General features: G+C 39.1%; 18 protein-coding genes. 1 reads left to right on the top strand and 17 read right to left on the bottom strand.

Annotated elements, in window-relative coordinates; translation table 11 throughout:
* Positions 1 to 80: 80 nt before the first annotated feature.
* Positions 81 to 2,075 carry an OmpL47-type beta-barrel domain-containing protein gene (locus PP175_RS26960; RefSeq protein WP_272444174.1) on the bottom strand — a complete coding sequence of 665 codons (1,995 nt, stop codon included), beginning with the start codon at positions 2,073 to 2,075 and terminating at the stop codon, positions 81 to 83.
* 165 nt (positions 2,076 to 2,240) lie between these two features.
* Positions 2,241 to 4,211 (bottom strand): OmpL47-type beta-barrel domain-containing protein, encoded by a 1,971-nt coding sequence (locus PP175_RS26965; RefSeq protein WP_272444175.1) that lies wholly within the window; start codon positions 4,209 to 4,211, stop codon positions 2,241 to 2,243.
* A gap of 207 nt (positions 4,212 to 4,418) precedes the next feature.
* On the opposite strand from PP175_RS26965, the gene PP175_RS26970 reads away from it, so the two are divergent.
* On the top strand, positions 4,419 to 4,748 hold the full coding sequence (locus PP175_RS26970) for a hypothetical protein (RefSeq protein WP_272444176.1): 330 nt from the start codon (positions 4,419 to 4,421) through the stop codon (positions 4,746 to 4,748).
* 250 nt (positions 4,749 to 4,998) lie between these two features.
* On the opposite strand, the gene PP175_RS26975 is transcribed toward PP175_RS26970, so the two are convergent.
* The 15 genes from PP175_RS26975 to PP175_RS27045 form a co-directional block, all read right to left on the bottom strand.
* Positions 4,999 to 7,482, bottom strand: a complete 2,484-nt coding sequence (locus PP175_RS26975) for a hypothetical protein (protein WP_272444177.1) — start codon at positions 7,480 to 7,482, stop codon at positions 4,999 to 5,001.
* Positions 7,483 to 7,702: 220 nt separating this feature from the next.
* Complete coding sequence (locus PP175_RS26980; RefSeq protein WP_272444178.1) at positions 7,703 to 11,323, bottom strand: OmpL47-type beta-barrel domain-containing protein; 3,621 nt, start codon at positions 11,321 to 11,323, stop codon at positions 7,703 to 7,705.
* Positions 11,324 to 11,546: 223 nt separating this feature from the next.
* Positions 11,547 to 14,573 carry a hypothetical protein gene (locus tag PP175_RS26985; RefSeq protein ID WP_272444179.1) on the bottom strand — a complete coding sequence of 1,009 codons (3,027 nt, stop codon included), beginning with the start codon at positions 14,571 to 14,573 and terminating at the stop codon, positions 11,547 to 11,549.
* Between the two features lie 220 nt (positions 14,574 to 14,793).
* Positions 14,794 to 17,052, bottom strand: coding sequence for an OmpL47-type beta-barrel domain-containing protein (locus tag PP175_RS26990; protein ID WP_272444180.1), 2,259 nt, complete (start codon positions 17,050 to 17,052; stop codon positions 14,794 to 14,796).
* Positions 17,053 to 17,904: 852 nt separating this feature from the next.
* Positions 17,905 to 19,077 (bottom strand): RNA-guided endonuclease InsQ/TnpB family protein, encoded by a 1,173-nt coding sequence (locus PP175_RS26995; RefSeq protein ID WP_272444181.1) that lies wholly within the window; start codon positions 19,075 to 19,077, stop codon positions 17,905 to 17,907.
* Between the two features lie 97 nt (positions 19,078 to 19,174).
* Positions 19,175 to 19,687, bottom strand: a complete 513-nt coding sequence (locus PP175_RS27000; RefSeq protein WP_272444182.1) for a TadE/TadG family type IV pilus assembly protein — start codon at positions 19,685 to 19,687, stop codon at positions 19,175 to 19,177.
* A gap of 5 nt (positions 19,688 to 19,692) precedes the next feature.
* On the bottom strand, positions 19,693 to 20,193 hold the full coding sequence (locus PP175_RS27005; protein ID WP_272444183.1) for a hypothetical protein: 501 nt from the start codon (positions 20,191 to 20,193) through the stop codon (positions 19,693 to 19,695).
* A 142-nt stretch (positions 20,194 to 20,335) separates the two neighbouring features.
* Positions 20,336 to 20,542 (bottom strand): hypothetical protein, encoded by a 207-nt coding sequence (locus PP175_RS27010; protein WP_272444184.1) that lies wholly within the window; start codon positions 20,540 to 20,542, stop codon positions 20,336 to 20,338.
* A gap of 77 nt (positions 20,543 to 20,619) precedes the next feature.
* Complete coding sequence (locus PP175_RS27015; RefSeq protein ID WP_272444185.1) at positions 20,620 to 20,829, bottom strand: hypothetical protein; 210 nt, start codon at positions 20,827 to 20,829, stop codon at positions 20,620 to 20,622.
* Positions 20,830 to 20,908: 79 nt separating this feature from the next.
* The gene (locus tag PP175_RS27020; RefSeq protein ID WP_272444186.1) at positions 20,909 to 21,115 is read right to left on the bottom strand and encodes a hypothetical protein; all 207 of its coding nucleotides are present in this window, start codon (positions 21,113 to 21,115) and stop codon (positions 20,909 to 20,911) included.
* Positions 21,116 to 21,232: 117 nt separating this feature from the next.
* Positions 21,233 to 21,439, bottom strand: coding sequence for a hypothetical protein (locus PP175_RS27025; protein WP_272444187.1), 207 nt, complete (start codon positions 21,437 to 21,439; stop codon positions 21,233 to 21,235).
* A 540-nt stretch (positions 21,440 to 21,979) separates the two neighbouring features.
* A complete protein-coding gene (locus tag PP175_RS27030) occupies positions 21,980 to 22,171 on the bottom strand; it encodes a hypothetical protein (protein WP_272444188.1) in 192 nt (63 codons plus the stop codon).
* 48 nt (positions 22,172 to 22,219) lie between these two features.
* On the bottom strand, positions 22,220 to 23,170 hold the full coding sequence (locus tag PP175_RS27035) for a hypothetical protein (RefSeq protein WP_272444189.1): 951 nt from the start codon (positions 23,168 to 23,170) through the stop codon (positions 22,220 to 22,222).
* 6 nt (positions 23,171 to 23,176) lie between these two features.
* Positions 23,177 to 24,112, bottom strand: coding sequence for a pilus assembly protein TadB (locus PP175_RS27040; protein ID WP_272444190.1), 936 nt, complete (start codon positions 24,110 to 24,112; stop codon positions 23,177 to 23,179).
* Between the two features lie 4 nt (positions 24,113 to 24,116).
* Positions 24,117 to 25,697 carry an ATPase, T2SS/T4P/T4SS family gene (locus PP175_RS27045; RefSeq protein ID WP_272444191.1) on the bottom strand — a complete coding sequence of 527 codons (1,581 nt, stop codon included), beginning with the start codon at positions 25,695 to 25,697 and terminating at the stop codon, positions 24,117 to 24,119.
* Positions 25,698 to 25,710: the final 13 nt, after the last annotated feature.

Consider the following 25,710-nt stretch of genomic DNA (forward strand, 5'->3'; position numbering starts at 1 on the left):
TTTTTCTTTCTTGATTGTTAATCGCTTTAAAAGATGTAGAAAAGAAAACATCAATGCTGTTCTTTTCTAATGGTTTACTCTTACTTTTTCTGAATGAGAATACTTGAATTAATTGGAGCACTTCTATCGATTCGTACGTATGATGTTGTTTCACTCGAAATGTTTCCGACATTATCTATCGTTCTTGCTGTTATTTTCGTAACCCCTTCATTCGTTATGGAAATAGGTTGAGAATAAGACACATAACCTTGATTGGTCGCTCCCTCTAATTTGTATTCCGTTCGGTTAACCCCTGATTGAATATCCCCTCCCGATTGTATTGAAACCAAAACAGAAGAGTTATTTGTCCAGGAGTTATTGTTCGCAATGAGAGGTGGGGTTGGGGAAGTTTGGTCAATGTTGTCCACCATAATCGGCTCTGTGTTTTGGTTTCCAATGTTATCTACCGTAATAAAAAGATAAGTACCATTAGATGAAACCACGTAATTGACTGCGTTCGAATAAACCCAATTGCCGTCTGGTGTTTGAATATGATGGATTCCTTTTGTATCAGATGCCGTAGCTGTTAATGTGAGCGTTCCGTTAACCCAATTCGTGTTATTAGGGGTAATCGTTAGATTTGGAGTATATGATGGGTTTGATTTATTCCCTGCATTGTCGATGGCTACCACACTTAAATTATTTGCGTCCGACAATGGCATATCCATTTGATTATTCGTCGTTTCGCCTACCAATGTGGAGCCTTTATAAATTTGATATTTAGCTAATCCAGATGTCACCCATACGCCTTTCGTTGTGCTCCAGGGTGATTCTTGACCATAGTGATTGACACTAGATACATTGTACTGATAGTACGTACCATTATCAGATGAAGGATTCCATGATAAATGAACCGTTCCGTTTGTAAAAGAAGAATAAACGTTGGTTGGAGAAGAAGGAGGTGCGGTATCTTTGGCTTGAGCATCTTGATACTCGGATAAATAGGACTGGTCTTCAGTTAATGGAACTTGCTGTCCATTTCGATAGATTTTAACCTGCGTGGCATAACCCATCTTCATTTCATCCATATACATCGTTCCGTTAGTAGACCAACTGTTTCTCATATCAAAGCCATCCGCCTGAAAATCATAATTCCAGTATGAGGCTTTTGCATTAAAGGACAGGGTATGCCATTGGTTATCAATCGGAATGTTTGCACTACCAAAACCAACGCTTGCCCAATCATTTCCGATTAACGTTGAGCCATAATCAAAAACCTCTCGATTTGGTACATAAATTCTACCCAACGGACTAGAAGAAGACCAAGGAAGCCTGCCTACATCATTTTGGTCAATAACAAACCGTTTGTTCCAAGCATCCCAACGATAAAATAAAATACCATAATCATGATTGCTATTTCTTGAACTGACGACATGATAAAGCGTGTTGGTATCAAAGCTTAAATCACCCGAATAGGTAAAGACTCTAAAAGTAGTCGGCGGATAATTCCAATCTATTCGTTGAGCATAATAGACTTGCTCTCCATATATCGTTCTTATCGGTATGCCTTGTTTACCCCAAGGACTTCCATTGAAAGCTGTCACAACGGCTTTTGTACCACTCACTGCCTTTACTTTAAAGGTAACACTTAAGTGGGAATTATTTGGGATACTTCTCCCTGAATATATATGAGCACTATTATCTGCCCTTGTTTGTGGATACCAATAACCATTACCTGACATTCCAGACACGGTATCCGTTAGCTTTAAGCTCCAACTACCTCCATAGGCGGTATCCGTTGAAAACGATTGATTTCCATAATAGGGATTCCCACCCCCTTGTAAACTCGGTCTTTCTTGACCTGGCTCAAAGGACGTTTGATATAAAACATTTTCTGGTGGCATGTCCACACCCCACCGTAAATAAGCAGAATTTCCGTTATTTTCAACCTGCATCAAATCAGGAACCGTTCCATTATAAGCGAAACTTTTTAGCGGAAAAAATCCAATGGAAGAGAGCAATAAACAAGTGATTGATAAAACGGAAACCATTTTCTTTGTAAGATTTCCTGGTTTTCTCTTCTTTCGATAAATCATTTTTTTCACCCCCTATTTTGTAACGATGTGACGTAAAGGATACCTTTATTATATTTTATATTATACACTATTGTCACCATATTAGTTTTATAGACTAAAAGAAAAAAGAAGAGTAATGACTACTCCTCTTCCTTCTTAGTTTTATTCGTTTTCCATCTTGCTACCTTACTTTTTCTGAATGGATATGCTCGTATTAATAGGAGAACTTCGGTCAATCCGTACATATCCGTATGTTTCTTGTGACACGTTTCCTACATTATCAATGGTTCTTGCAGTTATTTTCGTAACCCCTTCATTCTTTATTGAAAAGGATTGTGTATAGCTAACATACCCTTGATTGGTTGCCCCCTCTAATTTGTATTCTGTTCGATTAACTCCTGATTGATTATCTGTACCAGGAATAATGGTAACGGGAACTGACGAGACATTTATCCATGAACCATTGCTAGAAAGAATCGGTGGAGTTGGAGGAATTGTATCCAAATTGTTGACTAAAATCGACTTTGTTGATTGGTTTCCTACATTATCAACCGCAACAAAGGTGTAAGCATTATTGGCTGATACAAGGTAACTTAGAGAATTGGCATAAACCCAATTTCCATCTGGCGTTTGGATATGATGGATTCCGTTGACATCGGATGCCGTTACGTTTAATGTCATCGCATCCTTTGTCCAATTCAATGTGTTTGGTGTGATGGTTAAGTTCGGAACGAAAGCTTGTGTTGACTGATTTCCTGCATTATCGACGGCTACTACACTTAAATTGGTGCTTTGGGAAGAAGGAATATCCATTTGCATATTCGTCGTCTCACCTATCAAAGTTGACCCGCTATAAACTCGATATTTTGCTAATCCAGAAATCACGGTTACAACCTTACTTGCACTGAGAGGAGATTCTTCGCCATATTTATTCACGCTTGTAATGTTATACGTATAGGGACTTCCATTGTCTGAGGAGGAATTCCAAGATAAACGATAATTCCCGTTTGTTTGGGTCAATTGTACATTAGAAGGACGATTAGGAGCGGCATAATCTTTGGCACTTGTATCTTCAAATTCGGACATGTATGATTGGTCATTCGTCATCGGAAGGAGCGTTCCGTTCCGATACAAACGAATTTTTGTGGCGAGTCCGTATTTGATATCATCTATCCACATAATGGAACCAGGAGGCACTTCATATTGAAGAAAGAACAACAAACCTGCTTCGCTAATTTTAAAGTTCCAATTGTTGTCCTGTACTTTCATGTTCATACTGTATGTGACCCAATTGTTATTGGTATTGATATTTGAGTCATCTTTCGCTAACCCGTTATGCCACGTATAGGTTTTTAATTCTTCCCATGCATATACGGTTCTTGGGATTCCTGCATTCAGTTCGACTAAACCTGTATTTCTATTAACCGACATGATTTGAAAGGTTTGTCCAGCATAATTTCCAGAATAAAAAATAATCGCAGGCGTGTGTATGAATTGTTCCAGTAGTTGGGGTTTATCTACATAAATGTATCGACTTCCCACATAAGCGGTTTGTGTTAAATAAATCTTTTGTCCAGCGTGATAAGCAGAATTGGGGTCATTGTTATCAAATGATACGGAATTTCTTCCAAGACCTCCCTCTCCTAAGAAAACGATATGGTTAAGATTTCCTTGTGTGCGTAGCTTTAGCGTGAGGGAGAAATATTCTCCATCATGTACATCATAAAACCTTCCCCACGGGACATATACCCGTGATTCTCTTACATATTGGTAGTTATTCCACGCTTGCCACCAATCGGCATTACCATGAGGTCCCCATGTGTCGTTCACCTTTAAAGCATTAGAACCATCGTAACTTTCTCTTACAATGGATTGATTCCCAATCGTGTTTCGTTCACCTGTGTACAGCGAATAACTGCCCGCTCCATCAAAGTTAATGGTTTGCCTTGTGTTTTCAGGTAACATTGGAACGCCCCACTTAACCCAAGCCGAATTCCCTTTGTTAGTGACTTGCACAATATCTGGAACCGTCGCATTATAAGCGAAACTTTTAATCGGGAAAAATAGTATGGAAGACAGCACTAAACCTGCAATTACGGAAAGAGAAAGTATTTTATTCTTACGCATATGCTCTCTGGTCTTGTTTTTAAGTTTCATCTATCACTATCACCCCCGTTTTATCTTCTATTATCTTTATTATAATTTTATTATAGACTATTGTCATGTAAATAAAATTTGATGACCATAGTAAATTTGAAGAAAGATATTCATTTTATTGTTAATTTTTACTATAAATTTCGAGTTAAATCATTTAAAATAAGATAGGAGATTTTCCCATAACAGATTAGAAGGGTGGAAAAGATAATGAAAAGTTTAGGGGTTTGTCTTTATGTGGTATCCGTCATTTTAGCCATCGTTGGTTTTGTTACCATGTACAGGTATGGCAACTACGACTCTAATTATCCTTCATTGGGTGATTCAACGGGGCATATTGTTGGTGGCGATGCTTATAACTACATGATTATCGGGGTAAGAGGATTAGGGTATATCGGAGCAGGAATTTTAAGTGCCGTAGTTGGCTCTGGCTGTTTAATCTTTGGCATTATAGAGGATAATTATAGGTTGAATAAGAAATTAAAAGAACAAACCATACAGGAAGTATCAGATATAACCAGTGAGATAGAAACGGCATAACATAACTAAAACAAATCTTTTTAGTCACCTGTATAGGTGACTTTTATTTTGGACTTTTACATAGTTTTTACCTAAACCGCATAAGATAATAAGTACAACACGATTCACACTGGAGCGGTCTTAGGAGCCGCAAGAATGATAGAGAGGTAGGGCTATCATCGTTTCGAGTAATACAAAATAAAAAACATGTTTTCTTAATCATTTAATCAAAAAAGAGACTCTGTAATTTTTCAAACAGAGTCTCTTTTTGTTAATGCATTTCATTAAAGTGAATCACATTATAGATATTTCCTGTAACTGTTCCAACTTGCGCTTGTTCCGAAGAATCCGAACCAGGGAAGTATACGGTTTGCGTGTCATAAGGGGATACAAGGAGTTTTCGTGTTGCCACTGCACTTACATAAACCTTCGCTCCATTTGGTGTATCTTTTGGTAACGTAATGGTTTGCGTATAGTGGTCTGCACTCTTCATCATGTCTCCGACAAACGCTTGATGATAGCCGTTATCGCCAATCACATCCACTTTATAGGTTACATCATCTGTAACGGCTGATGGGTCGGTAGCTTGCTTCACGTCAACCGAGAAGCTAAAATTGCCCCCCGCAAGCATCGGCTGTGGTTCAAACGCCCAAACTTTTGGTGCAAATGGATTTGAACCGTTAAAGACTAGCGGATTCACGACATTTTCAAGAGTAAATCGTTGAAGCGTCAGTTTGTCTATGATGATGCTGGCATTTATTCTGTCACTTATATTTCCAGCTTTATCAACAACTTGAATGGAAACCGTTTTTACAACGCCATAATCCAGTGTCCAAGGAATCGTAATGGGCGCATTCGGAATCGGTTGTGGCAGGTCATATTCTCTTGTCCCTTCAAACACCTTAACCCTATCCACTCCACTTCCTCCGACATCTGAATAATTCAAAGTTAACTGAACATCTCTTGTTGCTGTAAATATCGCACCATGATTGATTTGAATGGACGCCAATGGCTTTGTCGTATCAGAAAAAATACTTGCTGTTCGGATTGACGACATGTTGCCTGCAACGTCGGATATTTTTACAAAGACCGTTTTGTTGCCATCTCCATTGGATAATGTCCAATTCAAAGATTGGCTATAAGGCATTTGTGACCAAGTGATTCCGTCATTGGAAAGATAAACATCTTTAACACCTGTTAGGGTGTCAGAGCCACTTAGTGCGAGGGTAACATTAGGATTGTTCGTAAAGGAATCCCCATTGTTAATGGAAAAGGAAGAAATTGTGGGCGGTGTGGTATCGAGAATGATAATATCCTCAATGGCAGTCGAAATATTTCCTACCTGGTCTGCATATTGCACCCAAACATGTTTGAGTCCATCTCCGTTTGAGAGTATCCAGTCTTTGTTGGTTTGATAAGGCTCCCAAGGCGACCAAGAACCATGTTCATTTCTAAACTGCATTTTGGCTACTCCCGAATAAGTGTCTTCGGCATGGAGGACTAATCCCACCAATGGTTTGTTGGTAATAAGCACATTCCGCTTAATATTGGAAACGGTATAAGATTTAGAAGAAACATGTCCCATGTTATCTTCTGCCTGGAAGGAATACGTACCGTTCTGCCCTACTTGAAAGGATGCTGTACTGCCATTTATCCAGTTCCCATCTGGCAATTGAACTCGTTTTACTCCTGTTCCCGCATCTGTTGCGGTTAGGTTCAAAACAACATCGGTATTGGTTAAGTCCAATATATCAGGTACAATCGTTAAGTCTGGTGGCAACTTATCAATTTTGATGGTTTTGGTTGTTACATCTGAAATACTTCCATCATTATTCACAACTCTTGCAGATATACTTGTCACACCATCCGTTGAAAGCGTAAAAGGCGTAAAATAGGTTGTCCAATTCTGATTGGTTGAACCTGCAAGGGAATATTCTAAATGGAATCCTGATAAACCCGTATTGCCATTATCTGTGATGGTTACATTCACATTTTGCTCAGTCCATTGGTTTTCAGGAGTATTTAGCGCAATGATTGGAGCGTTAGGCGGGTCAATGTATTTAATCGTTACCGTATAAGCATAACGAGATTCCCAAGTCCGATTGTCAACTGCTGGTCTTGTCACATTTCCTTGATATTTCCAAACACGAGTATCGGATGCTGGTGTACATACGTTTGCATAAAACCACTCTGCCCAACTCCATGTACTATAATCATAGTAAGGAAATTCTGTTGAAGAATAAAGCGGTTGATTATCATTGTCGTAATAAAAGGCATTATAAAATTTATATACGTGAGGTTGAACATAGCCTCCAGCATAATAATATTCTCGACCAAAATAATCCCAATACATAGAGTGGATATTGACCCAGACTGTTTGACAACTTTGTGGTGTATAACTCCCACTTTCCACATAAGAAGAAAGCCAACCCCAATACCCTTGCCAATCACTATAATAGGAGCCTGTCTGTCCTGATACCCACTTGGTATCTGCAGGCGTATAACTGCCACCTGTTTGCACCACCGTACCATAACCATTGCTTACATTGACGGTTACTTGATTCCCATTGACAGAATAAGAGACATTCCCGTTATCTACGCTAACGCTTTGAACCTGTTTAAGATTGGCAATCGTAACGGTTTGGCTTCTATTCTGTTGGTTATTGGATGGAAACGAAACGGTTTGGGTCTTCAATACGGCTGTGGAAGCCTCTGCTTTTGGAGGCGACATGGAAGCTATTATAAGCTGACTCAATAAGACTCCTGCTACCGCAATCCATGTACCCCATTTTTTCCTTTTTTTGATTCAACATTCCCCCTCTCTTTTTTATTAGCTTATGCGATTTATTGTTGTTTATAGTCTATTATATAATCTTAATTTCCTATAATCAATAAAGAATAGTAAGACAATATAAATCCTAATATATCGGAATACAAAAAGAGAGGCTCTGCAAAAGCAAAGTCTCTCTTTTTTATTAATGGGTTTCGTTGAAATGAATGGCATTGTAGATATTACCTGTCACCGTTCCAATTTGGGCTTGTTCCGAAGAATCTGCACCAGGGAAGTAAACGGTTTGCGTGTCATACGGCGAAACTAGCAGTTTTCGTGTAGCCACTGCACTCACATATACCTTGGCTCCATTTGGTGTGTCTTTCGGTAATGTGATGGTTTGCGTGTAATGGTCTGCACTTTTCATCATGGTTCCAGTGAATGCCTGATGATAGCCATTGTCGCCAACCACATCCGCTTTATACATAACGTTATCTGTAACCGCAGTTGGGTCAGTGGCTTGTTTCAAGTCTATCGAGAAGGTAAAATTTCCTCCTGCCAGCATAGATTGTGGTGTGAACGCCCAAACTTGTGGCACATATGGGTTTGAGTCGTTAAAGACTAACGGGTTAACCACATTATCAAGGGTAAATTTATTAAGCGTTAGTTTATCAACCACAATGGAAGCACTTGATATATCACTCGCATTACCAGCCTTATCAATAACTTGAACGGAAACCGTTCGACTTACACCGAAATCCAATGTCCAAGGAATCGTAATCGGTGCGTTCGGAATTGGTTTTGGAAGGTCATATTCTTTCGTGCCTTCAAAGACTTTCACAATATCTACACCACTGCCCCCTACATCCGAATAGTTTAAGGTTAGCTGAACGTCTCTCGTTGCGGTAAAGGTAGCTCCGTTATTGATTTGGATGGAGGCGACTGGCTTAGTCGTATCAAGGAAGATGGACTTGGCTTGCACGTCTGATATGTTACCCGCACCATCCGAAACTTTGAGGTATACCGTTTTGTTCCCATCTCCATTGGATAGTATCCAATCGACTGCTTGGGTGTAAGGCATTTGTGTCCAATTTACACCATCGTTGGAGAGATAGATATCTTTAACTCCTGTTAAAGCATCTGAACTACTTAAAGTTACGTTCACATGTGGATTATTGGTGTAGGAATTCCCATTGTTCAGAGCGAACGAAGAAATAGTTGGCGGCGTCATATCGAGGATAATAATATCCTCTATTGGAGTCGAAACATTACCAACTGCATCCGCATATTGTACCCAAACATGTTTGAGTCCATCTCCATTGGAAAGCATCCAATCTTTGTTCGTTTTGTAGGCTTCCCAAGGCGACCAATTTCCATGTTCGTTTCTGAATTGCATTTGTGCAACACCTGAATAAATATCTTCAGCATGGAGTACTAATCCAACCAATGGCTTGTTTGTGATTAGCACATTTTTTTTGATGTTATTTACTGGATAATCAACAATCATCTGATGTCCAACATTATCTTCTCCAATAAATCGATAGGTTCCGTTCGTGCTTACTTGGTAAGAAGCAGAAGAACCATTTACATAGTTTCCATCAGGTAGTGTTAAACGTTTCACACCACTTCCAAGGTCATTTGCATTTACCGTTAAAATAACATCCGTATTGGTCAAATCATTGATATCTTTTGTTACAGACATCGTTGGCGGTAATTTGTCAATCCGAATCGTTTTGGTTGCAACGGACGAGATATTACCTGCATTATCCACAGTTCTTGCCGAAACCGTTGTGGTTCCATCTGTTGAAAGCGTAATGGGACTTCCATAGGTTGTCCACGGAATATTATTCACTCCAGAAAGGCTGTACTCGGTTCGATTTACGCCTGAAATGCCATTATCTCCGTTATCTGTGATGGTTGCCGCAATATCTTGACCATTCCATGCCCCATCTTGTCCATTGGTTGAAATTGTAGGAGGATTTGGAGCTTGAGTATCAATATTATAGACATCCACGCTTTGGGAACTGATATTCCCTGCATTGTCTTCGGCAATAAATGGATACGTTCCATTACTTGAAACCGTTGTAGTTGCGGAAGAAGCATTCACCCAATCACCAGCTAAAAGGTATTGACTTGGGATGACTTGAAAATCACTGAGTCCTGCATACTTCCATTGAAGAACAGCCTCTGCATTTCCTTGATTTTCATAGTATTCCATCCGAATGGGATACCACTTTCCTGCATCCAAATGGACAGTTCCATTCCAAGCAGTACCTCCTTGTTCTACCCATTTATCAACGAGCATGGTATTGTTGACCCAAAGCCTTGCTCCATCATCCGTTATGGTTTGGAAGGTAACATCACCCGATTGCGGAACTTGAACAAATCCTGTCCAAACCACGTTAAAACCATCAGAAGGCAAGGAGCTATCTGGACTTCCTGCTCCCCAATTCATATTAACTTGAGGGTCAATTCTCTCAAACTTTTTCGTTCCTCTTATCGTAGGAGAAGGAACAGGTGTTGGTTCTGCATAATACTCCCCTCTTAACCCATGTGTTGCACCATCAGGAATTAAGACTCGCTTGATTCCACTTTGATTATCCGATGCTGTTGCATGTAGGGTTACATTCCCCGAAGTAAACGATTGTGGATTAGCCGAAACAGACAAAGAAGGAAGGTTTTTATCAATATTGGAAACCATAATGGTCTGGGCGGTTTGATTTCCTCCATTGTCTTCCGCAACAAATGTATAGCTTCCATTGGCGTATACAGTAAAGTTAACAGAACTTGAAGAAACAAAATTCCCATCAGGAAGATGGATTCCCTTCAAACCTGCAATAGGCGAAGCTGAAGCTGTAGCCGTTATTGAAACGCCTTGATTAGTCCAAGAAGAGGTATCTGCAGATAAATTTATGGTTGGAGGAGCGACTTCTATCGATATTCTGGCATAGCCATTTCCAGAATGTCCGAATTCATTACTTCCCCAAGGGGATATAAACCATTGGTTTCCAGAAAACATTTGACCGTTTTGAACGCCTCCAACGTAGCCTGAACCACCGCCACCGCCACCCGTGTATCCACTCATATATCCGCTTCCTGTTCCGCCACCACCACCGTAGTAACCGCCACCACCGCCGTTTCCATTATAATTGTACCAGTTGTTAATACTTCCTGTACCACCGTTGCCACCCATTCCAAATGAACCTGCGGTAGGAGATGTCCAGATATAATCATAGGATGTACCAGGTGCGCCACCATATTCTTGTGTGCCTCCAAAACCTGATTGACCATAATAACCATTGAAAGAACAGCAGGTATTTTTTGCACCACCGCCACCTACGCTCCCACCACCGAAACCTGTTTCGGTAACAGCAATGTTACCACCACCGCCTCCACCGCCTCCACTAACGATGATTCGATTGTAAAGGTTAGTGTTGTACAAGCGCATATCCGTAGCACCACCGCCACCGCTTCCGTATTTGCCATAGGAACTTCCGCCATCTCCTCCTCCGTTCCATCCGCCGTATGGTGAGCCTCCTTGTCCACCAACAGAAACATATAAATTGGTTCCTGCGTACAGATAAACTTGTCCTTTGGAATAACCCCCTGGTGCGCCACCTTGACCGCCTTGAGCACCCCATGTTTCTACTTGATAGGTTCCCGTATAAGGAGCCGTAAAGGTCTGAACATTACCTGTAAATCCATAGTTCCAGACCTGTTGCGAAGCATGAGATTCCACTGTATTTAATCCCGCAAACAAGGATGCCCCTAAGAAAAGCGTCAGTAATGAACGTTTAATTCTTTTTCGGATTTTTTTATCTCGCAATGTTCAATACACCTCCTTTCCTCACAGGACTTATTCTTTTGTGAAAAACAAACGATGTTATCCGTCCTCCTTTCTTTTAACATTGATTTTTCTAAAACATATAAACTCAATTTAATATTTATTGACTATAGTATATTATAACATATAAATGATTTTGATTTCTAAATGGTTATTATTTGTCAAATTAAAAGAGACCTTGCCTTTATGCAAAGTCTCTCTTTTATTAATGGGTTTCATTGAAGTGAATGGCATTGTAGATATTACCCGTAACCGTTCCAATTTTGGCTTGTTCCGAAGAATCTGCACCAGGGAAGTAAACGGTTTGCGTGTCATAAGGGGAAACCAGAAGTTTTCGTGTTCCCACTGCACTTACATATACATTGGCTCCATTTGGAACATCTTTCGGCAACGTAATAGTTTGTGTGTAATGGTTTGCACTTTTATTCATGGTTCCGAGAAACGCTTGATGGTAGCCATTGTCGCCAACCACATCTACTTTGTAAGAAACACCATCTGTGACAACCGAACTGTCATATGGTTCTTTGAGGTCAACCGAGAAAGTGAAGTTTCCTCCTGCCAGCATCGGTTGGGGTTCAAATGCCCAAACCTTTGGCACGAATGGATTGGAATCGTTAAATTGCAACGGATTCACCACATTTTCAATGGTAAAGCGTTGAAGCGTTAATTTATCAACCACAATCGATGCGCTTGCTATATCACTTACGTTACCCGCTTTATCGATGGCTTGTATGGAAACCGTTCGTGTCATACCATAATCCAATGTCCAAGGAAGTGTAAGCGGTGCATTGGCTACTGGTTTCGGAAGCGTATACTCACGATTTCCTTCGATGATATTCACAGTATCAATTCCGCTACCACCAATATCCGAATAGTTCAATGTGAGTTGAACATCTCTTGTTGGTGTAAAGGTTGCTCCGTGATTGATTTGAATGGAGACAACTGGTTTTGTTGTATCTAAGAAGATATTAGCGGTTGAAATCGTTGAGATATTTCCAGCTACATCTGATATTTTCAGATAAACCGTTTTATTTCCATCTCCATTAGATAGTGTCCAGTTGAGACTTTCTGCATAAGGCATTTGCGTCCAGTTCACACCATCGTTAGATACGAACATATCTTTAACACCTGTTAAAGAATCACTTCCTTTAATTGCTAACGTTACATTCGGGTTATTCGTGTAAGAGGCATTATCGTTGATGTTAAACAATGAAATAGTTGGTTTCATTGTATCGAGAATAATAATATCCTCGATTGGAGCTGAAGCGTTTCCTGCTTGGTCTGCATATTGAACCCAAACGTGTTTGAGTCCATCTCCATTTGAGAGCGTCCAATCTTTATTGGTTTGATAAGGCTCCCAAGATGACCAGCTTCCATGTTCGTTTCTAAACTGCATTTGTGCAACGCCAGAATAGGTATCTTCGGCATGAAGCAGTAAACCAACTAAAGGTTTGTTTGTAATCAACACGTTTTTCTTGATATTACTTACGACATAAGAAACGGTTTTGGTATGCCCCATATAATCTTCGGCTGTAAAGGAATAGGTTCCATTTTGTGCAACCTGATAAGTGGCTTGGCTTCCTGAAATCCAGTTTCCATCGTGTAACTGAATTCTTTTCACTCCTGTCCCTGTATCGGTTGCAATAGCCGTCAAGGTAACATTCGTATTTGTTAAATCAGAAGTATCGGATGTCACAGATAAGTTTGGAGGCAGTTTATCAATTTTAATGGTCTTGGTTATTTCATCGGATATGCTTCCGTCATTGTTGACTACTCTTGCATGTATGGTTGTCACGCCATCCGCTGAAATGGCGAAAGGTGTAAAATAGGTTGTCCAATTTTGATTGGTCGCACCTTCAAGTGAATATTCCACATGAAAACCAGAAGCATCTGTATTTCCACCATCCGCAATATTGACGTTAACATCCTGACTTACCCATTGGTTATCAGGTGCATCAACGTTAAGGATTGGAGCATTAGGAGCGGAAGTATAATGAATCGTGACATTATATGCGTAACGAGTTTCCCAAGTCCTGGTATCAACGGCTGGTTTTGTTACATTCCCTTGATATTTAAATACTCTGGTGTCTGAAGCAGGTTTCGTTACATTCCCCTGATACTTAAACACCCTTGTATCCGAAGCAGGTCTGGTCACATACCCTTGGTAACGATATACCCTTGTATCGGAAGCGGGTTTAATAAGTGTACCTGTATACACTACATTCGCAGTAAAAAGGTCACCATAGACATCTCCATGCATCATTCTCTCCCATGTACAAGGATAAGAAGTACTACAATAAGGGGGGTCAGTTGAATATGCATTTCGTGTCGGATTATTTGCCCAATAATAATTCTCAATCGTTACGTGGCTAAGACCCATTGCTTCAATTTTTTGAACAGCTTCATTGTAGTCGAAGTTAAGACCACTTGGGTCTGTTGAATCTACCTCTATCTCTGTTGGAGCTAAATACTGATGGGACTGCATCGTCCAATCTACATGGTTACGATAAAGATTCCCTACATAACCATTGTAATTATAATTATTAATGGAATTTTGGAAATTAGTATCGGGTACTTTTGCATAGAATTGTCCACCATCTGCATTTCCCGTAAAGCTAATGCTATCCGATGGTGTGTAGGTTCCGCTGTAAACATACTGCGATAAGATTCCACTATAACCGCCCGAATTGTAGTTTGGGGAGGTTTGTGCTGTGACCCACTTCGTATCTGCAGGAGTTGCACTTCCACTTTCCACATATTGTGTTAACGTTCCGCTATACCCTTGAGCATCCTGATAATTCGCACTGGTTTGTCCTGTTACATACTTCGTGTCGGATGGCGAATAGCTTCCGCTTTCCAGATATTGTGATAAGGTTCCGCTATATCCTTGGGCATCCTGGTAATCAGCACTCGTTTGTCCTGTCACGTACTTGGTTGCTGGTGGTGTATAACTTCCACCCGTTTGAACGACAGTTCCCGTACCATTGCTGACATTGACGGTTACTTGATTACCATTAACAGAATAGGATGCATTTCCGTTATCTGTTTGGACACTTGTGATATCCTTTAAACTCGGAAGGGTTATCGTTTGGCTTCGATTTTGTAGTGTGTTCGATGGGAAAGTTAGTGTTTGGGTATTTGTTACGACCGTAGATGCATACACCTTTTGCGGAGAGAGGGACATCATCGTAAGATTACCAAGTGTGATACCAGCAAGAGCAATCCATGTCATCCATTTTTTCCCTCGTTGGTTTTTGATTAGGCTTCTCCTCCTTTTCTCTTTCACTAATTAATCAATCGATTTCTTGTGTTTTTTATAGGAAATCAACAATTTAGTCTATAGTATATTATACAATTTTATTTGTTTATAATCAATTTGACGCTATTCACGAGGACTAAACATCTCAACACAGTAAAAGAGAGACTCCGCAGAAGCAAAGTCTCTCTTTTTATCAGTGAGATTCATTAAAGTGAATCGTATTATAGATATTGCCTGTTACCGTTCCGATTTGAGCTTGCTCAGAAGCATCCGCACCAGGGAAATAAACCGTTTGCGTGTCATAAGGGGATACCAGAAGCTTCCGTGTTCCCACTGCATTTACATATACCTTTGCTCCATTTGGAACATCTTTTGGCAACGTAATGGTTTGCGTATAGTGGTCTGCACTCTTCATCATGTTTCCGACAAACGCTTGATGATAACCATTGTCGCCCATCACATCAACTTTGTAGGTTACATTATCTGTAACGGCTGATGGGTCTGAGGCTTGCTTCACGTCAATCGAGAAATCAAAGTTTGCACCAGCAAGCATCGGCTGTGGTTCGAACGCCCAAACTTTTGGTACAAATGGATTTGAATCATTAAATACTAATGGATTTACCACATTATCAAGCGTAAATCGTTGAATCGTTAATTTATCGACGACAATAGAATGCCTTACTAAATCACTTACGTTCCCTGCTCTGTCAATGGCTTGAATAGATACGGTTTTAACAACCCCATAATCCAATGTCCAAGGAATCGTAATCGGCGCATTGGCTAATGGTTTTGGTAGGTCATATTCTTTCGTTCCTTCGAAGACTTTGACGGTATCTACCCCACTTCCTCCAACATCGGAATAATCCAAGGTAAGTTGAACATCTCTTGTCGGTGTAAAGGACGCTCCGTTATTAATCGTAATCGAAACGAATGGTTTCGTTGCATCAAGAAAAATGTTCCTCGTTTGCACATCTGAAAGGTTGCCCGCACCATCCGAAACTTTCAGGTAGACTGTTTTATTTCCATCTCCATTTGATAACGTCCAATTCAACGTTCCCGTATATGGAATCTTCGTCCAGTTCACATTGTCATTGGAAACATACAGGTCTTTAATACCTGTTAAGGCATCCGATGCGTTTACCTTCAATGTCACATTCTGTGAGGTAGTATAGGTTTCTCCATTATTAATTTGGAAGAAAGATACCGTTGGTTTGGTTGTATCCAGAATAATAATATCCTCGATAGGATTGGATACATTGTTTACATTATCCTTATATTGCACCCAAACATGCTTCAAACCATCTCCATTGGAAAGTATCCAGTCTTTATTGGTTTGGTAGGGTTCCCAAGGTGACCAAGAACCAAGTTCATTTCTAAATTGCATTTCTGCAACACCAGAATACGTATCTTCTGCATGAAGAACTAATCCAACCAATGGTTTATTGGTAATCAACACGTTTTTCTTAATATTACTCACCAATTTTGTTACAGTAACCAGATGACCAGCATTATCTTCAGCCGTAAAAGTATAAGAACCATTCGTGCTCACCACATAATTTATAGATGAATTCGAAACAAAATTTCCATTGGGCAGTTGAATGTGCTTTATACCACTGATAGAATCAACTGCATTGGCTGTAAGTACAACATCTGTGTTCGTCAATTCGTCAATATTTTCCGTAACTGTTAAAGTCGGTGGATATTTGTCTATACGAACCGTTTTAGTAACGATTGAAGAAATATTGCCTGCATTATCGATAGCTCTTGCTGAAATAATTGTGGTTCCTTCAGTAGATATCGTAACAGGTGAATTGTAGCTAGAAAACGGTTTGGTTTCTGCACCTGACAAACTGTACTCAATCCGATTGATTCCAGATACTCCGTTATCTCCATTGTCCATAATGGTTGCGATAACGTTTTTCGTATTCCACTCATTTTCGACCCCATCTAATTGAATTGTTGGAGCAAAAGGAGCGTCAGTATCCAGATTGTTGATGGTGATACTTTTTGTAACCTCAATCCCAGCATTATCTCTCACAACGAAGGTATACGTTCCATTTGTGGGAGCCGTGATGGTTGCAGAAGTACCTGATACCCACGAACCGTTAGGTAATTGGATTTGGCTTACTCCACTGGCGTCTTCTCCTGTTGTTAGATTTAAAACAACACAATGATTTGTCCAATCATTCGTGCTTGGTGTAATGGTTACGCTAGGTGGATTTACCAAGATGGTTTCGTCCACATAATGTTGTCCAATGACTGGTGGAACCCAAACTTGCTGAGAAGAATAGACAGGAACCTGTCTTGGAACCCAACCGTATGTTGGTTGAACAAAAACCGTTACATAACCATACGTTGGCTCCTCATGACTCACCCATCCGTAAGTTGGTTGCACATAGTACTGTTGTGATACATAACCGTAGGTCGGTTGGACATATACTTGTTTTGTCACCCAACCATATTTATCTGGAATCGTAACATAGTCGGTATAGTTTTTAGCGTTATAGGAGTATTGACATGGCGGTGCGTGAGACCAAAACTGACCAGCCGCCCAGCCTTCACACCAGCCAGATGGAACGGCTACCGTATATCCAGGGGTGACGACATCCCATTCACGAGTAGTTGTATAATGTCCAGGATTCGTTTGTTGATAGACTTGACGAGTTGACCAATAACCTCCGCCTGTCTGTTGCCATTGTTGAACCGTATGGGTTCCCGTTTGTTGCCACTGTTGTGTGTTATAGCCAACGCCTGTTTGTTTCCACTCCTGTATTGTTTGGGTTCCAGTTTGTACTTGAACCGTGTTCCAATACCCTTCTGTGACGACATAATCTCTTAGGACAGGATGTGTCCAGTAAACAGGTTGGGGGTCAGCATATGCAGCGGATGCAACGATTGTGAAAGCGATGAAGGCGAAAAAAGTTAAGACTATTTGTACTGTGTATTTTTTTATCTGTCTGACCTCCTTTCAAATACTTTATTCTATTCAAGTTTTATTCAATAAATAAAAAAAACGACTAACAAGGTAGCCGTTTATCAATCTTTTCTGTATTTGTTAAGAAAAAAAGAAGGATTTAAAAAAACTATTTTAATCCTTTTTTTTGGTTAAACATTATGGTTGTGGCTGATGAATGAATCTCCCACCACTTAGCTTCGCTTGAAGTGTGGGTTTCTTCTCTTTCAAGTCAAGAAGTTACTAAAAGACCATTCGGTCTTTCGCTTTCACGAAGAAAGAGAATCTTCTCGTCTCTATAAGAAGCAACATCTTTCGATGGGTGGATTCGCACCTTCTACTACTCCCCAACTATGCGGGTCGTAGATACGTGGGAAGACCTTCTACTTCCCAAGGTTCAAAAGAACCTCGTAACGATTCACTCAATATATTTTTGGCTCCGTGAACATCTCGGTGAGACGTATACCCACAGTGACAACGATAATTTCGAGTAGACACTTTCTTTTTTCGTTTGCAAACAGGACATGTTTGACTGCTATAGGCTTCACTCACAAAGAAAACGTTAATTCCTTGAGTATTTCCCTTGTATTTCAAATAATCTTTGGTTTTGCCAAAACTCCAATTAGATAGCTTCTGATTGGTCTTTTTTCGTTTCTTTTTCTTGGTCTTTCGTTGTACCCCTTCAGGATTGCCGACATAGATATCGGAAATCTTTTGTTGGATACACCAATCCACAAACGATTTGGTCGTTTTGTGTAAAGCATCTCGCAATTGATGTTCGCTCTTGGAGATAATATACCGTTTTGCTCGTTGGTACTTTTTCCATTGGCGAGAACCTTTTTTACAATGACTTTGACGTTTTTGGAGTTCGCCTATTTTTTTATTACGTAAACGATGCAGACTTCGCATCTTACGACCTGAAACCAGAATGCTTTCTCCATTTTCACAAAACGAAGCGATGGTATGGATTTCTCCCATATCTACGGCACAAGAAAAACCTTTTTCATAAGGTTGTTCCTCTTGCCCATCTTCATAAGAAACAGATAAATAGAGTCCATTATCATAGCAAAGTTCGATTTCTTTGATATCACCTTTGGGAAGGTGTTTCGCATGTAAAACCAAGGGAGGAACACGTTTCCCGTGGAATACACCTAATGACAAGGAAATCGTTCCGTTTTCCGAAATGGAAAAAGCTTTATCCACCCATTTAGTATTGAAATGTTTTTTCTTTTTATAAGGATATCGAGCCGTTTTAATTCCTTTTTGAATGGCTTTGTAGGTACTATCCCTGGCATCCAAATATTTGTGAGCCACCGCTTGAATGCTCTGACTATGAAGACGATACTTCCCTTTAAGATGTTTTTGGATTTCTGATTTTTTTATCCATTTTTTGTAAGCAAAAAAATAGTTTTTTGCTTCCACAAGACAATCATTCCAAATATCAGCAGAAATACGGTTACACTCAAATAATTGCTGAATGGTTCTTGGAGAAGCAGAAAAATAAATCTTTTGCCCTCGATACATAGTGATGATTCACCTCCTTTTCTATGAATTTCTATTATTATACAAGAAAAAAAGAATAGCGATTCATCCCCCACCTATAGAGGAAGGTGACTTCTCGCTAATCATGATTAAATTGCACTTGACTCACACCAACCCGCTCTATGTTAACATTCGCATTGGTATAAAAAAGCCCATTCACAGGATATTTTGCATAAACAACGACGCTAGGTTTATAGATTTTAACCGTTCCAGCAGGTGTAGCGAAATCGTAGCCCGTATCGGATGTTGTGTTTACAACATATACATTAACGGTTGCTTTATCTCTCAAATCACTATGCGTTTTTGGCGAATAGTCATCGTTTAAAAGAACATCATCTTTAATAACTTGATTGGCTACATTCGTTGCTCTAGTTTCATCAATTTGCAAAATACCCTGTGGAACTAAATCCTCTTTGATTTGCGTAACGGCTGAAGCGGCGGCGTTATCTGTAACCGCCTTTAAGTGAACCCCTTCATAGATATAGTGAGACAAATCGATAGCGGTAAACATGAGAATTGGGATTAATACAGACATCCACAGTATCATGTAGATGGAGATAAATCCTTTTTTGTTTTTCCAAAATTTTTTCATGTGGCTTACCATCTTTCTGACATCACGGATTCGACGATGGTATATTTATTATCCACAAGATTTTGATTCAATCCGAAGAAGCTCATAGGTGCTTTAATCGAATTATTCGCAGGGACTTGAATCGTCAGTTGAATCAATTCTTTAGAATCTCTTTTAATGTAATTAGTTCCGTTATCATGTAGTGGTGTGACTCCCATTGCATTTAAGTTACCAGGTTTTGTTGTAGCTATGACATTCACTTGGTTTTTATCGTAGCCCATTTGTGCCAGTCTATTTTTAAACTGCTCTACGTCAGAATTTACAGGTTCTGAGGTTGCATCTGTTAGTCCACCCTGAATTTTTGCTTTTTGGGCGAGGTCATGAGTCTCAATTTGTAACATAACTCTTGGAAACAACCACGTAAAAAATCCAATGGATAACAGTACCACCATTAACGCACAGGTTGTAGCGATAATGGTTTCAATGGACACAAACCCTTTTTTATTTTTTAAAATTTTACGCATCACCCTCTCTCCTCCTTCGACTTTAGTTTTCGATTTCATAATAATATAATATAGTCAACGATTCAATAAATAACACATCGTATGTTGTTTTAGATATAAAAAAAACACCTTTGATATTTCAAGGTGTTTTGGTTGCTCACGGTTATTACTGAGCGGTAGGACCTGTTAGACCGTTATAGTTTGTTTGCACACTATGAACTTTAGCTAACGCTTGGTTCGTAACACCATTTGCAGATGTTTGGAAAGCAGAAATAGATAGCGCACCTAGGCCAATTACTAGTCCAGCTACGATGACGGTTTCGATAGATACATAGCCACTATTTTTTCGAAGTGTATTCACGATTTTGTACAAGGGATTCACCTCCTTTATCTGGATTATCGAAACTTAATCTACTTCCAACTCTAGCAAAGAGTGGCTTGGCTCATTCATTACTGAGCAGTAGGACCTGCCAATTTGCTGTAGTTATCTTGTACGTTATGAACTTGAGTCAACGCTTGAGTGGTGACTCCATTTGCAGATGATTGAAAAGCTGAAATGGACAGCGCACCCAAGCCAATAATTAGGCCTGCCACGATGACGGTTTCGATAGATACATAGCCACCGTTTTTTCTTAGTTTGTTCATTACTCTTTGCATCATTATTTCCTCCTTTATATCTATCAGTATTTGATTCGGAAGCCACTCTCTACTCTAGCAAAGAGTGGCGGTTATTAATTTATTACGGAGCAGTAGGACCTGCTAGGCTATTGTAGTTTGTTTGAACGCTGTGAACTTTAGCCAATGCTTGGGTTGTTACACCATTTGCAGATGATTGGAAAGCAGAGATGGACAGCGCACCTAAGCCAATAATTAATCCCGCTACGATGACGGTTTCGATAGACACATAGCCACTGTTCTTGCGTAATGAATTGATTACTTTTTGCATGTTCTATTCACCTCCTTTTTTCATGTTATGATAAAAACTGATTCCGATAAATTATTTATCGTTTATAAGCAACGATATTAATATATGATACTCAACTACTAACTTAATTATTAGTTATTACTGAGCGGTAGGACCTGCCAATTTGCTGTAGTTATCTTGTACGTTATGAACTTGAGTTAATGCCTGGGTTGTTACACCATTTGCAGATTGTTGGAAAGCCGAGATAGACAGCGCACCCAAGCCAATAATTAGGCCCGCCACGATGACGGTTTCGATAGATACATAGCCACCGTTTTTTCTTAGTTTGTTCATTACTTTTTGCATTGTTTTTTCCTCCTTTAAATTTTCAACTTTTGTTTTTTGATTTTATAATATATACTACTTGGTTTCTTTCTATAACTTTTAGGATGTTTAATGATTGCTTTATCATGTTATATACTTTTGAAAGAAAAACAGGTAGGCAATAACGTAAATGCTCTCGTAAACTTCGGATGGATGAATTCTCTGTTATTGTACGAATCACTCTTTTTCCTTTTTTTTCGAAAGTTTACTTCATTTAATATTTCTTTTATAATAATAGATTCTTAAAGCAAGATTATTCAACAGAAGTTGTTTTACCCTCGTTTGAGCTTGTTATAAAAAGTTCATACCTTTTTAACGATTAATCTTATCTATTATGAAAAATCTTCATTTGTAATATGAACTTTACTAACGAAGCCAGAAATCTTCATTAAGTAATTCTTTTATAATATAGTAGGCATAATGGAAGGTTATTCGTTTTAATAGCTTCTAAATGGTTTGAGTCTTGTTGTATAAAAACAAAAAAAATAGAAGAGGGAATGTCCTCTTCTATCCTTTTCTATCCTATTGCGTTAACAGTGAATTGAATTTTGTACCCACGGTGCTCACTGAGTTTTGTACCTGTATATACCCCGCTTGATTGAAAGCACCAATTAGCAAGGCTCCAAAGCCGACCACAAGACCACCAATTACAATCGTCTCGATAGATACATAACCCTGATTCTGCTTTCGCAAAAAATTCATAAACTTATTCAATTAATCAACTCCTCCTTTTCTTATTCACCATCCTTTCCATCCTGTTTTTTAAAATCCCATTTGCGCTTGTGAGAAGATATGGATACCCCAAACAGCTAAAGGAACGAAGCAAAGAACAATGATAGCAATGAAAGGAATGGCAATTGTACTTTGAGAATAAACAAGCTTGGACAAATCAGTACGCCTTTTGGAAGCGTTATTCTTTTCGATGATTTGTTGCATGTTATTCTCTAACAATTTTATGGAATCTTCTCTGGAATATTCGCCCATTTCCTTCAATACATTGATAGTTTCTTTAAAATTTGTTTCGCCAAAACTTTCTTTAATGTACTGCAGACCATCCTCTTTATTTCGAATAAACATACGATAACCCGTATCAAAAATATCCTTATATCTGGTATTTATTCTTGATAATGCGAACAGGATGTCACCAATGGTTTTTTTGGAACGCAACATCAAGATGATAAACAACTGCACCACTGGAATATCTTTTAAATGGAAATACTTGTACATGTCGGCTCTCCTCTTTACATAAATGTTCGGTATGATATTGAGGATTGCTAAAACGATTAAGACTCCCGCCTTCAATTTCGTCAATGAGCCTGTAGTGTTTCCGTTAATATCAATCTGTTTAATGTTGAACAGAAATTTTGCAACCGTTCCGCCATTATTAATGATAAGTAGGATAAATCCAAATAACACAATACTGGATATAAGAAGTCCGACTTTCATCGTGGTGAAACTACGGTAATTAAAGACATGCGTAAGGTTGGCTTCTGCCAACTTCTTTTTAATGTCTTTTGTTTTCTTATTAACTTCTTTTTCATCAATAAACCAGATAAATGGCATGTAGTACGAGTAACGATATAAAGCATTTGCCCATTTAAGTTTAAATGGGCTTTTGATGTGAATCTTGGTTCGCTCTATTCGCACCGAGTTCATCAATCCCAATGCTATCAGAAACGCAACCAATAATAGAGCATATATCACGGTTATCATCGAATTTTACCTCCTTCCTTTCTTAGAAGCTAATTTGATATTGAGGATAATGGTCATAACCAGAGCGCCATTCCCAATAACAAAACAGAGAAGTCCTCCCATGCTACCAAAGAAGAAGTCCTTTCCTACTGGATTGAATAAGATATTGGCAACCTCCCCTGCCCCTGCCAATATCGCAATGGCATAATTCAGAACAACTCCATAACGTTTATCCGTAACGCTCGAATTTTTAAGGGAGTTTTCTTTTTCGATGATAGTGGCAAGGTGTCTAAGATTTACGATAACTTCCTCTTTTTTCGTATCTCCTTGATAACTCAACAGAATGAATACTAATGAATAAATCCAAATATTATTCATTTCATCCGCAAAGTCCATGATGGCTTTTTCTTGGTTCTCAGAAAGCATACGTCTTACTAAACTTTCAAAACGAGATTTCAAGGGTTCATCAATGCCTTGCGACGTTTCATAGACCACAGACTTTAAATCACCATACTTTGAAAACACTTTGATTATGGTATCAATGACATAAGGTAATTGGTCATCTACTTTCTCATTCACATCGACAAGCAGTAAAAAAAAGATTTTATTTAACACCCAAATAATAATGATTGGTGCAAGAACCGCAAATAAAATTTGTTTCATGCTAATAAAAGCCATAAAGATTAAAACGCAAACTACCAACGTTAAATAAAAGACGATAGGAGCATAGTTCTCTTTCTTACGCTCCTGAAAAAATCGTTTGAGTGTATGATTATAGTTTTTAAGCAATCGATTATTTCGAATGATATCTTTGCGATTTACGTTGGTTTTACTCAACATGCCATAGATTTGTTTTTCCTTTTGATATCTGGTTAAGGTATCAATCAAGTAAACAACAAGGACGAATACGAGTAATCCCAATACACCGTTTATTGCCAAGGTTGTATTAATGATAATAGCCACCTCCTTACAGGTCTTTTAGTTGAGACATAGGCACGCCGTTTTCATTGAGCCTCAGTTTTAATTCATCCGACATGTGATTTCCTGTTACATAATGACCTTCAAGGGGATTTTCAGGATTGAATGACCATTTAAACAGCACATTCATCCCTGCATAATTTCTTTTTTCGTCCAGTAACACTTCGGAAATCGATTTTATCCGTATCTTATCCCCGACTTTTCTCATGATGATAATGACATCGATGGATTTTGATAGTTTATGTTTGATGTATTCACTGCTTTCGTTGGCACTATCGGCAGAAGAAAGGTACATATCTACGCACATATCCAGGAAAGATACATCATCTAAGGCATGGGCGGTAAACATGTTTCCTTTGGTTTTTAAGTTGGCTTCATAGACTTGCTTAAACTCCCCACCACGAGACTCAGGGATAATAACCCGACTCGCTGTAGTACGAAGAGAAGCCCGAATCTGTTTATCAAATGTGAACCCTTTGTCATCATCCACATTCAAAATAACCACATCATGTCCCTTCAAAACCCGCTCTACATCTGTTTCTGATACAGATGCAATAACAACCTTTCTTTCAATCGGTTCTGTATAGGTAAGAAGGAAGTTGATGAACGTCGTTTTACCCGTTCCCATCTCTCCGCCAATTCCGATATTGGATTTGCCTTGAACCAAAGCCCTCATGATTTTTTCTACCTGGTCATTAACCGTTCCAGATTTGCGCATCATGTCTAGGTTTGGTACGAAGTTTGAAAACTTTCGGATATTGAGAATGTAGTTTTCAGAGGCTTGAGGAATGAGGATGTTTACCCTGTCTTTATTCGCTCTCGTTGCTTCAACGATGGCATTTTCAACAGAATTCAGTTCCTTTTTATTAAACTCAACAGACCTCGCAAAGACCTGCTTGAGTTCTTCGAGATTAGCAAAGTCTTTATCAAACTTATATTTTTTCCCTTCTTTGATATAATAGATATCACTTTTAAAACGAGGGAAAACGGAAGCATTCACCATGATTTCGCCAACAGCTTCATCATCATCAAGTTCTTGAAGGATACCCATCCCGTATAAGTTTGCGTACTGTTCGTATACATTATTTTCCACTTCATTTGGTGGAACCAAATTAGAGGAAACGATAATGGTACGAATTTTAGCCACTACATACAATCTGGCATTCGCATCCGTCGTTGCTTTTTTAAGCATCTCCGTGTGATGATTAATTTCAGCTTCTGTTCCATTTGGAAAATCCATTTGTTGTTTGATTAGGTTTTCCAGTTTCATTTTTAAATCATCGTTTTTCTTTTCAAGTTCAACCTTTTTACCATCATGATTCAAATTAATGGTTTCTTGTTCCAGAATATTTCCAGCTTTGTCCTTGTAGACAAGGGTTACTTCCCCATAGCTCTTATCCAATGCTATGAGCGAAGTAGCATCCATCGTATGGCGTTGAATAAGGGTTTTGTTTTTATCAAGGACTTCAAGCGTGAAATCTTGTTCTTCAATGTCTAATGCCAATTCAATTAGGCGATAAGGAACACCATTGGATTTAACGACAAGTGGATTCGGATGAAAGTTTTGCATCGTGGGCTCACCC

Origin of the sequence: Aneurinibacillus sp. Ricciae_BoGa-3 (assembly GCF_028421645.1) — a bacterium.
Classification (GTDB): Bacteria; Bacillota; Bacilli; order Aneurinibacillales; family Aneurinibacillaceae; genus Aneurinibacillus_B.

What these genes read in the sequence shown, in the direction of transcription:
- PP175_RS26960 (WP_272444174.1), bottom strand. Translation starts at nt 2,075, where the DNA reads ATGATTTATCGAAAGAAGAGAAAACCAGGAAATCTTACAAAGAAAATG.
- PP175_RS26965 (WP_272444175.1), bottom strand. Translation starts at nt 4,211, where the DNA reads ATGAAACTTAAAAACAAGACCAGAGAGCATATGCGTAAGAATAAAATA.
- PP175_RS26970 (WP_272444176.1), top strand. Translation starts at nt 4,419, where the DNA reads ATGAAAAGTTTAGGGGTTTGTCTTTATGTGGTATCCGTCATTTTAGCC.
- PP175_RS26985 (WP_272444179.1), bottom strand. Translation starts at nt 14,573, where the DNA reads ATGACATGGATTGCTCTTGCTGGTATCACACTTGGTAATCTTACGATG.
- PP175_RS26995 (WP_272444181.1), bottom strand. Translation starts at nt 19,077, where the DNA reads ATGTATCGAGGGCAAAAGATTTATTTTTCTGCTTCTCCAAGAACCATT.
- PP175_RS27000 (WP_272444182.1), bottom strand. Translation starts at nt 19,687, where the DNA reads ATGAAAAAATTTTGGAAAAACAAAAAAGGATTTATCTCCATCTACATG.
- PP175_RS27015 (WP_272444185.1), bottom strand. Translation starts at nt 20,829, where the DNA reads ATGATGCAAAGAGTAATGAACAAACTAAGAAAAAACGGTGGCTATGTA.
- PP175_RS27020 (WP_272444186.1), bottom strand. Translation starts at nt 21,115, where the DNA reads ATGCAAAAAGTAATCAATTCATTACGCAAGAACAGTGGCTATGTGTCT.
- PP175_RS27025 (WP_272444187.1), bottom strand. Translation starts at nt 21,439, where the DNA reads ATGCAAAAAGTAATGAACAAACTAAGAAAAAACGGTGGCTATGTATCT.
- PP175_RS27035 (WP_272444189.1), bottom strand. Translation starts at nt 23,170, where the DNA reads ATGATAACCGTGATATATGCTCTATTATTGGTTGCGTTTCTGATAGCA.
- PP175_RS27045 (WP_272444191.1), bottom strand. Translation starts at nt 25,697, where the DNA reads ATGCAAAACTTTCATCCGAATCCACTTGTCGTTAAATCCAATGGTGTT.